The sequence below is a fragment of the Haloarcula sp. CBA1131 genome (genome assembly GCF_008728975.1).
Lineage (GTDB): Archaea > Halobacteriota > Halobacteria > Halobacteriales > Haloarculaceae > Haloarcula > Haloarcula hispanica.
Map to the genome: position 1 here is coordinate 37,594 of NZ_RPCY01000003.1, position 11,693 is coordinate 49,286.

Consider the following 11,693-nt stretch of genomic DNA (forward strand, 5'->3'; position numbering starts at 1 on the left):
TCCAGATGAGCTGGTCAAGGAATCAAGTTGTTCAGACAGTCTTAATTCGTACTTTCGACGTAGTTTCGGATTTTCCCGAGCTGGTCACGGATCTGGTCTTTCGAGCGTGCTTCAAGTTGGGTCGTCGAGAGTGAATTGTTGAACCGCTTGGCGATACTCGTGATATTCTTCCCGCTCTCGTCCCAGAGTTCTTCGGCGAACGCGATCGCTGCTGGTCGGTATCGTCGGAACGAACTGTCGAGTACGTAGTTCACCAAGCGCTGTTTGTTGAACAGCCGGTGGGTCGCGAGATAGTGATCTGCCTCCTCGTCGTAGGTGAGGTGGGCACCCCACCAGAGACGAGCCAGGTGATTGGAGTAGAGGTCCTTCTGTGTTCCGAGAAACTTCTCTTGGAGATCGTCATCTTGGCTCCATCGGGACGTGATGAAGTCAGGGTACCGGAGGAGGGTCAAGTAGTGCCACATCCCAGGAACCGCTGCAACTCTCGGTGGCACGTCGATACACTGGTGGACTATCGGGGCGAGGTTCGAGTCCATCGCAGTCCGTTGTCTCCGTCTACCGAGGTCGAAGACGGTCATCGAAGCTTCAATCGCCTCGTCCAGTCGATCGTAGTCGATGGTCGCCTCGTCTACTTCGAGAGTGCGGAGGTGGTTCTCGAGTTCGTCCGCAGGCGGTTCGGAATCCTCCTCTGCTGGGAAGCTATCGTGGGACTTCACGAGGTCTTGGCCCGAGTCGGCCAGTACGTGGATCGTCGTCATGGTGAGTGCTCCTGGATGAAGTAGTCAAGATCGTCGGCGTACCCTTGATAGAGTTGTACGGCTTCACAGAGGTCGGTTATCAGTTCACGGAGCTTCGATGGATCCGATATTCTATCCCCGAGTTCCGAGACGACAGTCTCGTAGTCGGCGTTCTCGTCGAAGAGATGTGTACCGAGTTCAGATTCGGATATCTCTTCGACTACGCCTTCCTGCCAGTCGAACTCCGGCTCACCTGCTTCGGCGATCGTCGTCCCGGTGAGTACCACGAGCTGGATCCAGAGTGAGACGCCGAAGTCGGCCTTCAGGAGGCGTTTCATATTCGGTCGGAACCCGTACGTGTTACCGCTCTGGAGGACGTCAACGACGTTTTCGTTCTGGTCGTTGATCATCATCTTCGGGTTCGGGGTCTTACTGAACGAGTGGACCAGATCTTCCGAGGGCATACCGTCTTGTGAGAAGTCACGGTACACGAATGGAAACCCATCGGAATCTTTCGTGGGATGATCCACGACTACGGTCCAGCTCTCACCACCTGCCACACGCATCCCGTCATTCGGTGCGTAAGGGAGTCCTTTCCGACACGGTTCCGTCCTGACTAACCGCGGTGTCATGACCACGTCTCCACGTAGGAGCGATCTATCTAACGTGAGCTCTACGTCGTAACTCCCCTCTGAGACAGGTGGATCTGCGACGTTCTTTTCGAAACGGAGCTGCGTCTCTTCGGCATCAACGATCACGATCAGTTCGGCCGGGAAAGGTGGTCCCTCGTCGTCGGGGAAGACACGCTCGACAGAATTACCGATCGTCACGTCCCCCTCTAGCGTGACTTCTGACCAGTCTCCGTAATCGTACAGAGGGATCGTCCTATCGTCATAATCCGGACTCCCGGCGTCACCACCATCGAATGAGAAGCCGTTGATCCCGAACTGGAGGCATCCGTCTGCGTAGTGGTAGGGCATCGACTCGTCGCGTGACTTCGAACTACGAGTGTTCGCGGGCATCAGGAATCGTCCTCCGTCTCGATCTCGGCCGAGACGTCCAACCGCGCTTCGGTGATCGCTCCGATTTCGAACGCTTCTCTGACGTCTCCGATACCGTCTACGACCTTCTCGGAGCTACCTTCGAACTCAATCTCGTGGATGGACTCATCAACGTCTAGTGTGACAGAGTCGCCATTTTGAACGATACCTACGCCTGGCGAGAGCGGCTTCACAGATTGGACCGGTATGGAGTCCGAAGACGACTCATCGACGTCCAAACGATCGATGGTGATCGTGACACTCCACGGACCGTGATCTTCGTCGATCGGCCCGCCTTTACCGTAGAACATCCAATTTCCGTCGTCGAACCACGTCCCTGGTTCCTCTTCCCAGTCCATCACGGGGCCGCCGCCTTTGCTCTCGTCGTCGTTCGTCCGTCCACCCATTATTGGAGCGACATCATCCATGTCTGGCACCCCATCGCCCGATTCGACGTCTTCCTGAACCACTTCTGCCAGCGCCCGCTCGAGTCGTTCTCCTTCCAGCGCTGCGATCTCTTTCACTATGGTACCGCGATAGTGCTTCTTAAGGTAGTCGTTCTTGCTACCCTGCCAGTCGTCGTGCTGGGTCGGTTCGGAGCGCTTAAGGAACTTCTCGACCGCCCGCTGCTCTGGCGTAGGCGTGTCTCCGTTCGGTGACTGTGCTTCTCCACATACGAGGACTGCTACGAAATCGTCGCCTCTATCAGCGACGCTGCTCTTGTCCACGTAGTCTACGATCATCTGTGCACCCCTGAGTCTCGCGACCCGGTTCCGGCTCAGATCGCGATCGTCGCTCTCGTCGAATTCTTCCGTATCAGTCGGGTTCAGCTGCCGGATGAGAAGATCGACGGTCGTCTCGTACTCTGGGTCGGGAGCGTCCAACACTCCTTCGTTCTCTTCTGGGACAGTGATATCGACGGTCGCCTTGGCAACAGATCCTGGGCCTTCCAACTCGTCAGTTTCAACCTCAAACAACTGGGAGTAACACTCGACGAACGGGCGTACACCTGGAGCGTCGTCCCAGTTCGCGACTTCCTCGTCCCCGTCCGGCGTACGGACTCGAACGTCCAGATCACCTCGAGAGATGGCCGGCCAGAAGTGTTTCACAGCGGCGTGACGGAACTGTTCAGACAGGTCTTCGGGTTCGGGATGCATGTCTTCGCCCGGGATCCGAAACCCGACGACTCCTATACTTGTACCGGTCTCGTTGCTCGGTCGATCTACCTGTAAGGTATCCGCCAGCTCCGAGACTGCGTTGCCCCCGTCCCAGAAAGAAGGGGGCCGGCCCAGACGGTCAATCTCTGAGTCGTCGGCGTATCCGAACCAGCCGTGGTTAGTGTAGGTCCGATTTGCATCTTCATGGTCGTGTGCCGGGAGGATGCTCCGACCGATCAACCGCGGCGGTTCTTCGTCCACGCTGATCATTTCGCGTGGACCGGAATTGAATATCACCGTCGAGATACTCGAGAACGCCCACAACACGGTCTTACCGACCCCGTGACTCCCGCCGGAACTGGAGTCTAATTTCTCCGAACCCCCGAAGTCTTTCACGAGTGCGCCGTACGGTTGGGAGCTGTCGTCTTCTTCTCCGACCAAACCGGTCGTGTTCTCGTCGTGGACGGTGAGTACGAGCAGCTCATCACCTTCGAAACTATCGACGAAACGTCGGAGGCCTGGATCTCTGGCTTGCTCGTTTTCGATAGCACGTTCAACGTGCCACTCTAGGTTCGCTGGTGGGTCCGCCTGTCCTGTCCATTGGAGTGCTTCGAGGTATTTATCAAGATCATCTCCAGTAAGACGGTTGAATTCGAACGTTACTTTGACTGGATCGTCGTTCGGCAAGCCTTGGTCGTTCGCGTTCTGGAGAACCTCCCGAACGAACGTCTCTAGCTCGCTGTCTAACGCTTTCTCCGTCGGCATCGAGTGATAGTCGGTTAACCCCGATGCTTGATCTGGAAACTTCCATGTTACATCAGTCATATTTAGATATAGTTAGCGAAGTATCGATGGCAGGCATTCGGAACATATACTCCACAGATGGACAACACGTTATTAAACGTTGGTTATCGGAATATATCTGAGATACAGGAGATGCCTCAACAGAAAACGGTCGGTTCCGGCCTAAGATGGTTCTTTCCCAGGCATATTTGCTACACACGCAATCGATGATGGATGATCTAGGAATCCTGTATCGGCCATCAGCGAAGGCGGGACGTCAGTGGCCTGCATCCATAGTATGAATGAACTCCAGAACCAGTCCACGGCTCTGGACCACAACGAAATCAGAAAATAGCCGATACAGGCACTGAATAGCGCGAAACCGTTAGCTCATAATCGTGCAAACTGTGGATGGGCCCTGCCGGGTTTGAGCTAAATGGTGTCGGAAACAGAATCGTTCCCAAGATAGTGGAACAAAACGTGCTAAGGTGATTTTGGTCGTGATTATCCCTGTAATCAAGATCTTACACTTAGAGTGTCTCAGTCTCAAAAGTAGAGTTACCTATCCAACCCTCCGGGGAATAAAGTTGCAGGCTCTCAATTACAGTATATAGTTGACTGACTATGCCCATGAAACACACAGGTCAACCCCCATTCCCAGACTGGATCCAAAGTGCCTACCAGACACTGGAGAGGGCGTACGCCTCAGGCACTGACGAACTCCCCAAGAGTGAAGCACATGAGTTCCTTCTGGCTGAGTCTGAGCATATCGAGGAGCACACTGATGCAGTATACGTGATCGATCGGCTTCTTGACCGTGGCTGGCTCTACGAGGTCGATAGCCAACTCCGTAAAACCGAGTAACACAATCCTATCGGCCATGTCCATAATATTCTTCACTTCAGAGAAGATGATACAACCTCCCTGGAGCCGAGGACGCTATTTAAGCCGTAATGATCGTTCGTTGATTCGGCAATTGCTTACGGATGGAGTAGCGACGAGGAACCACGACAGCTATCCCGAACTGAACTCACCAAGGCCGATTGCTCGTGGTCCAGCAGCTCAATGACATGGGGATCGTCGTTGCCGGAGTTGTTGACTCGCGACGAAATCTCGTCGGCGTCTACGTCTTTAACCAGCACGAGAGTGGTTTGGAGTGGGTTGTTGGTTATTTTGAGGCTCACGAGGTCGAACCCCCACACCCCGTGTGCGATATGAAATCGGGAGGAGAGTGGGAGGGGGTGGTCGAAGAGATAGACAACGAAACACCAGAAATCCGCGATTTCATGGAAAAGGAATCTCAAAGACAGTAATATTAAGCTGACTACATCTTATGGAAATCTTTACATAGCTACCCTGTCAACTAGATCCGTACTGGTACTAGAGTCGGTCGAAATGGAATAGTATATCTCGTGACATAACAACTCTCAATGGTTCCTTTGCTTTTTCGTGGGTTGACGGTCTTTGCCGGTCCTGTGTCTTCTCGTGGGTTCTCCGGGCGAATACCAAGTTCCTCAGATGATTCATCCCCGTTCCCCCTCTCGCTAAATTCATATCGCACACGGGGTGTGGGGGTAGCTTAGTGACGAGATCCCATCTCACTCAGGATAGCCGAGAGATATTCTTGGTACTATCCGGCCCGAGACTACGTCTGATATTTCATCTTGCACACGGGGGGTGCCTCCGCCGAGTTCTTTTGACTCGCCTTGACATCAACAGCTGTTTGATGAATTATTCGGGATTTCATATCGCACACGGGGGGTGACTACGATCAATTGATTTCGCCCGCGGTTACCCAATCTCATCTACTACCCTCGCCTAAATGCACTCTACCTCTTGAATTCGGATGATTTAATCTCGCACACGGTATCAATATTTATTTATAGTTTCGCCCTAACTGCGCAAACATGCCTGACGGCGACGATCAAGAATCCCTCTCACAATCTATTAAAGGCCGTCTTCAGGAGGGCGTTCAGAACTCTGTCTTTCGAGATAAGGGACTTCTCGACCCGGATGCCGTCATCGATGAGGACCGGATTGTCGGTCGCGATGACCAACTGGACGACATTATCACCTACCTACGACCGGCACTACAGGGGAATCGACCACCCAATATGCTCCTCTATGGGCCGTCGGGAACCGGCAAGTCACTCATCATCAATGCGGTCTGTCAGCAGGTTCTCGAACTCGCGACCTCGCAAGGAGATCGGTTCGGTGTCATCAAAATCAACTGCCAGACGATCAAATCCCACGATCGGGCTGTCTATCGACTTGTGAAGAACGCGGCTGAAGAAGCTGGCGTCGACGTCGGCGTCCCAGAGAGTGGGATTTCGACTGACCAGAAGCTTGATCGATTCTACGAGATTTTGAGCAACAACTTCGACTCAGTTATCATCATTCTCGACGAGGTCGACCTCCTAGTGGGTCGGCAACGTGATCCGAACGATGAGCCGGCGTATTCGAAACTGCTCTACCAACTGTCGCGAGCCTCCCAGCTTGGTCGCATCGAGGGGCACGTATCCGTTGCTGCGCTTACGAATGACCCCCGGTTCATGGAGGATCTCGACGGCCGGGCAGAGAGTTCGTTCAATCCGCAGGACGTCGTCTTTCCCGACTACGATGCGAACCAACTGCAGGCGATTCTCGAACGCCGTCGCGACGCGTACCAAGACAACGTCCTTGAGGACGGAATTATTCCGATCAGTGCCGCATTTGCTGCTCAGGATCATGGTGACGCACGGAAAGCAATCGATCTGTTCCGAAAGGCGGGTGAAATCGCCGACCGAGCTGAAGAAGATACGGTCCGTGAAGCGCATGTTCGCGATGCTCAGAAAGAGGCCGAACGGGACCGAACGCTAACGCAGATGCAGGGATTATCAACGCAGAAGAAACTCTCACTTTACGCCACCGCGATTGTTCCTGTTTACTCGCAGCGAAATTTGAATGCCGTCCCCAGTACGGTTGCCTACCGAGTGTACCAGTATCTCACCGACATTCTAGATGCTGCTGAAAAATCGCGCGACTCCTATTTGCGATATATGAATGAGGCTGAAACCTATAATTTCGTCACGTCTGAGAAACGTGGGCGCGGCTACGGCAGTGGTGTCCACAAGGAGTACACATTTGTCGACGATCCGGAAGTGGTCGCCGAGACACTCCAGACTGACTTCCGACTTGAGGGTGCTGAACACGAGGAAGATCTTGTCAAATCTGTTGTCAACGCGCAGATAGACGATTTCTTCGATGGGAACTAACACGAAGAGACGCCGACGGCGGCATCAAATTCGTTTCGCACACAGGGGGTGGCCTCGGTGAGCGTATTATTAGAATGACTAAGTATGTATGACAACAGTACGCAAGATTTCATTTCGCACACGGGGGGTCTCCCCTAGACTCATCAGTCAATTCATCTCTCACACGGGGTCCACGCGGAAAGCGACCAAAATCATATCGCACACGGGGAGCCCTACCTCAACTCCGTCGGCGGATTCACTTCGCACACGGGGGGTGTGATCCGACGAAATAACAACAGTTGTCGTCTTATTCGTCCGGGTTGACCGGCCCTTTATATTTGGAGATTACCTTATCCTCTTCCCGCCACTGCCAGTAATAGTAGCGGTTGTCGTTGATCTCTTTGATCGTGACTGTGGCTTTCGGCGGGACGTTGTCCGGAAGCTCATCCTGCCGCTCGTCAACCTCGTCGGGACGGCTGTTGTCCGTGACCCACGCTGCGGTGTACTTGGTAGTCTCGAAGGTGGGTTCCTCCGTGGACGCCTCCGCCGTGGTCGTCTCGCTGGATTCCACGATGGCTCGTGTCTCATTGGCCAACCGGGCGTGGTCGGCTTCTTCACCCACACGCTTCTCGTAGCCGGCGAGCCCCTCACCAGTGCGTCGGTCAACGAGCTCTGGAATTGGCTCCTTGTCCGACTGGTCTGCTTCGGGGAGATGCGCCAGACCGAGGCTTTCAGCCACTTCCGCGTCCGATTTGATTTCGTACTCACTATGGTCCAGTTCCTCGGTTTTACTCCTCTTGTGGTATCGTTTACCGGCGCTCAGAGTTGACGACATGGGGGTGTGTGCGGCGACATTGACGACATGGGAGTGGTCCACGACATGGACGACCTAAAGTTCTGATTTCAATCTGGCTCGTTTACTGCCCTGCTTTTGCCTTTCTATGAAACTAACCTAATGACTGTTCTATTGATCCGATTCTATGGCTTCACTGCAGTCATCTTTGGCTGGCCCAATTATGCTAAATATATCACCACCAGACACCGTCAATATTAGCTCTTTAATTACCGTAATATCTGACATAGTATCTGGGATTTCTGAGGCTGAACGAATAGTTAACAAGACTACTAGTTGATGTACTAATACGTATTCCACTTAGCATTAGGATTCATGCGGTTCGAAAATTAAGGCATTGCCGAGTAAGACTACTTATCACAATCTAGAACCCTTCATCTTGTTCACAAGTTTTTTGATAGTCCCACTGTCAATACGTGCTGGCGAATTCAGAATAGGATTCACCAACTGTGTAAGAAATGTAACACAACAGCGGTAGCGGATCACCTGTGGGGAATCGGTGGGCAAGCAAGACCGCAAAACCAGAGACATCTATGTCAACGCAAACCAACGAATCGAACGCATCGAACACACAACCAACACTCTACACGCACGCGAAGCGGCGGTTTGCTGACGCGTGGCTCACGCCCGGCGTGCGACAGGCGACCCAACTGCTGTTGATCCTCACGCTGTTTGCTGGCTCGGCGATGGGCCAGACCGACGTCGGGAACATTTACTGTGACACTGCTGTCGAGGACGGCGTCAACGTCGTCTTTGGCGCACTGGCTGGTCTTGGCCTGCCAGCGACGATGGTGTTCGTCGGTCGCAGTGGCCTGTCGTATATGCGCGCCTCTGGCAACCCGAACCAGCAAAACGAGGCCCGCCGGGACCTCATCCTCTCGCTGGTTGGCCTCGGCGTCGTCGTGCTGGCAATCGTGGCTCCAGAACTCATCACGAAGTTCGGGGACAACGTCGGCTTTGGCTTCTCGGACTGCGTGACGCCATTCTGAAGATACGATGCCATCACTCCGCTCACTGCTGATGATCGCGGCCCTTTGCTCGCTGCTCTCGACAGCCGCAGCTGCGGGGCCGGCGTCCGCTGGTGGCAACCCAGCCCAAATTGAGCGGGGGACGGCACACTCCCTTCCCGACGCGAGTCACGGTGGCGTGGGGGTACTCCAACAAAACGCCACCGCGCCGAATGGCTCCAGCAACGAGGGAACACAGACGAATCGCACCGAAAACAACGAATCCAGCGTCCAAGACCCAGCAGGCAACGAGACAGCAGCCAACGGAACCGAAGGTAACGAGTCCATCGACCGAGGGCCAGCAGGGAACCAAACAGAAGCAAACAGGTCCGTCGAACTCGGAGCAAGGCAGAACCTCAGCGCGAAAGTCTCGTGCTACGAGAAGGCCTCGGACCCGCCGGCCAATGCGTCAGTGGGAGAAAACGCGACAGCAGGCGTTGTGCCTCCGAACAGGTCCTACAACCACAACCACACCTTCTTCCGGGCGCTGTGGTCTGGCGACCCTGACCATCCGAACCTCACACGGGCTGACCGGGCCGAGGCTGAGAACGGCACGCTGGCCGTCCTGCCCTCTTGCACGGGAGATATGGCGTCTCGCGAGCCCTCGAACACAACACTGTGGAACCGGCCCGAACACGACTCGTTCCGGACTGGCATCGAGAACGCCTCGCACCCAGTGAACGTCACGGACACTCGCTCTGGCATCTGGATTCGTGACGCCTACGTCGCGTTCTTCAGCATCGAGCCATCGACGGTCGTCCATCAAGAGGGAGGCACGGAGCGTCTGGTCCGTCCGAACGGAACCGTGCGTGCCATCCACGACTACCGGGTGTACATCTCGGAGTTCTTCGAGGACGACTTCCGCGTCCTGAATACGTCGACGAACACGACGCTGTACGCCAACGGCACTGCGATGGACAACAGCACTGCCGCCCAGCCCACGCTCAACTACACGGAGATCAACGGGACCACGGAACTCCAGTTGGTCACCACGATCTCGACGAATATCTCGGAGATTGATGATGACGAGATTGACGAGTACGAACTGACGGTCACGGACTCGCGGATAGTCCGAGTAGAGAATCTCTCCGAGCGGGAGATGGTTGTCGAGCCCGGCGTCGTCCCCAACGGCAGAGGGGCCACGACCGACGACTATCGGATCGGGACTGTAATCCCCGGCAGCTGGCAGAGCGTCCAGTTCGATGGCGGATACGAAGTCCAGAGCAAGTGGCGGTTCTATACTCGCTCACCGCCCGGGTGGGAAAACTGGTCGGAGAACACGACCACGCCAGTACGACCGCTCGAAACCCACGCTGTCCGGACGACGGAAGGTCCAGCAGTCACGGTCAACCGCGTCCAAAATGAGAGTTCCGACGGCTGGCGGTTCGTGCCGTCGCTCGAAGCGGCGTATCCGGCAAATGCGACTGTGAACACGACGGCAAACGCGACCAATAGGACGACGCTCCCGCCGGAGATTCGGATCAACCGTTCGGAGACGTTCACGACGGCAGATCGGTTCACGATACGGAGTGCGGAACAACTCCGGACGGAGAACTTCGAAATCAACGGACTCGTCCGTGGGAACAGCATCGAACAGCCAGCGGACTCGACGAACCCGACGCTAATCCGCGAGGTCAATATCACCTCTGAGGTCGTCAACTCGACCGACAACTCGACGGACCTGCTGGTCCGGGTCGAACCGACGGCTGGCTTCCCGATTGCGGCAGGGAACGTTACTGTCGCAACGGGGCAGTCCCGGGTCAAACAGTCACTGTCTGGTGATGATGAGATTACGGTCACCGTCGACCAGGGCGAAGTCTCCTCAGCGATAGTCACGTATCGCCCGGCTCAGATCTGGTGGGAGCAAGGGCGTGCTGTCCCAGTGCGAGACACCCAAGAGCGGGTCGCCTACGAAGTGAACCTCCCAGACCTTGCGGAGTTCATCGACCTCGCTGTGGTGACGCTCCTGACGGTGTTGCCGGCTGTGCTGGCGCTGTATGGCTACGACGTCTGGACGAGAGGCAAATTTGTTGGTTGGTATAATCCATGACACACAAGAATATACCACGAAATAGCAGTATCGACCGCAGAACAGCGCTTGGACTCCTTAGCGGGGGTCTTGCCGCGCTTGCAGGATGCAGTGGCGGGCTGTCTGATAGCAGTGACGGAGGTGACGGAAGCGCCGGCCCGCCAGAAGAGCAGTCCGACTACATCGAAGAGACATCGATTGAGATTGTCGAGAACGGCCGCCAGTTGGCTCTGGAAGTGGCTGTAACCGATGAGATCGAGCCGTCATCGGTTAGCATCATCACAGAGTCCGGTCGAGAGTTCGTCAGCGACTATTTCAGCCCCGGTGAAACCCGGACACGCCTTTCGCTAACAGAGGGCGAGGACTCGAATGAACCACTGCCTCGGGGCCAGCACACGCTCTATCTCCGTGGTGACAACGTCGAAACTAAACTCCCACTCGAACTGGGCACCACGTTTGAGTTTGAAGAGGTTATCCCTGGGGCTGAACATCCAGACTTCGTCGATGGTAGCTTGGCGGTGGTTGTGCGGAACGTGGGGAAACGCACAGATGCAGCATCTCAGACACTACTGAATGGTGAGGAGAAAAGCAATCGCTTCGTTCCAGTGAAGCCCAGCGAAACCGCTGTGGTTAAATTTGATTTCCTTCTTGAAGACCATGGAGGTAATTGTAGGAGAGTTGATGAGAGAGGTGAAATAGTTGAGATCGATCAAGCACTGACTGTCAATTTTCTCTGGAGCGACTCAGTTACAGTCAGCCTGCCCATCAGATATGACGACACAAGCGGCTGCAAACGATCTCTGGCCGGTGAGCCAGAAGAAATCACTGCAACCCCAGCGGAGACAGAGACATAG

The 11,693-nt window shown here is 55.0% G+C and carries 10 protein-coding genes; 5 read left to right on the top strand and 5 right to left on the bottom strand.

Features of this window, described 5'->3' with window-relative positions; genetic code table 11:
* Positions 1 to 41: 41 nt before the first annotated feature.
* The 4 genes from Har1131_RS17375 to Har1131_RS17390 all read right to left on the bottom strand — a co-directional run bounded on the left by Har1131_RS17375 (position 42) and on the right by Har1131_RS17390 (position 4,605).
* Positions 42 to 758: a DUF6339 family protein gene (locus tag Har1131_RS17375; protein ID WP_151147705.1), complete on the bottom strand. Its 717-nt coding sequence runs from the start codon at positions 756 to 758 to the stop codon at positions 42 to 44.
* Complete coding sequence (locus Har1131_RS17380; protein WP_151147708.1) at positions 755 to 1,759, bottom strand: hypothetical protein; 1,005 nt, start codon at positions 1,757 to 1,759, stop codon at positions 755 to 757. Before Har1131_RS17380 ends, Har1131_RS17375 begins: the two co-directional genes overlap by 4 nt.
* Positions 1,759 to 3,759, bottom strand: coding sequence for a hypothetical protein (locus Har1131_RS17385; protein ID WP_191907498.1), 2,001 nt, complete (start codon positions 3,757 to 3,759; stop codon positions 1,759 to 1,761). The genes Har1131_RS17380 and Har1131_RS17385 overlap by 1 nt, the downstream gene beginning before the upstream one ends.
* Before the next feature lie 663 nt (positions 3,760 to 4,422).
* A complete protein-coding gene (locus tag Har1131_RS17390) occupies positions 4,423 to 4,605 on the bottom strand; it encodes a hypothetical protein (RefSeq protein WP_050038616.1) in 183 nt (60 codons plus the stop codon).
* Between the two features lie 155 nt (positions 4,606 to 4,760).
* Between Har1131_RS17390 and Har1131_RS21880 the strand changes: the two genes are divergently transcribed.
* The gene (locus Har1131_RS21880) at positions 4,761 to 5,030 is read left to right on the top strand and encodes a hypothetical protein (RefSeq protein WP_191907499.1); all 270 of its coding nucleotides are present in this window, start codon (positions 4,761 to 4,763) and stop codon (positions 5,028 to 5,030) included.
* A gap of 594 nt (positions 5,031 to 5,624) precedes the next feature.
* Positions 5,625 to 6,971, top strand: coding sequence for an orc1/cdc6 family replication initiation protein (locus tag Har1131_RS17400; RefSeq protein ID WP_151147714.1), 1,347 nt, complete (start codon positions 5,625 to 5,627; stop codon positions 6,969 to 6,971).
* Between the two features lie 286 nt (positions 6,972 to 7,257).
* On the opposite strand, the gene Har1131_RS21885 is transcribed toward Har1131_RS17400, so the two are convergent.
* Positions 7,258 to 7,785 carry a hypothetical protein gene (locus tag Har1131_RS21885; RefSeq protein WP_191907506.1) on the bottom strand — a complete coding sequence of 176 codons (528 nt, stop codon included), beginning with the start codon at positions 7,783 to 7,785 and terminating at the stop codon, positions 7,258 to 7,260.
* A 551-nt stretch (positions 7,786 to 8,336) separates the two neighbouring features.
* Between Har1131_RS21885 and Har1131_RS17410 the strand changes: the two genes are divergently transcribed.
* From Har1131_RS17410 to Har1131_RS17420, 3 genes are read left to right on the top strand one after another with little or no spacing between them, the layout of a single operon-like run.
* Positions 8,337 to 8,792, top strand: a complete 456-nt coding sequence (locus Har1131_RS17410) for a pilin (protein WP_151147717.1) — start codon at positions 8,337 to 8,339, stop codon at positions 8,790 to 8,792.
* A 7-nt stretch (positions 8,793 to 8,799) separates the two neighbouring features.
* The gene (locus Har1131_RS17415; protein ID WP_151147721.1) at positions 8,800 to 10,860 is read left to right on the top strand and encodes a hypothetical protein; all 2,061 of its coding nucleotides are present in this window, start codon (positions 8,800 to 8,802) and stop codon (positions 10,858 to 10,860) included.
* On the top strand, positions 10,857 to 11,693 hold the full coding sequence (locus Har1131_RS17420; protein WP_151147724.1) for a hypothetical protein: 837 nt from the start codon (positions 10,857 to 10,859) through the stop codon (positions 11,691 to 11,693). The genes Har1131_RS17415 and Har1131_RS17420 overlap by 4 nt, the downstream gene beginning before the upstream one ends.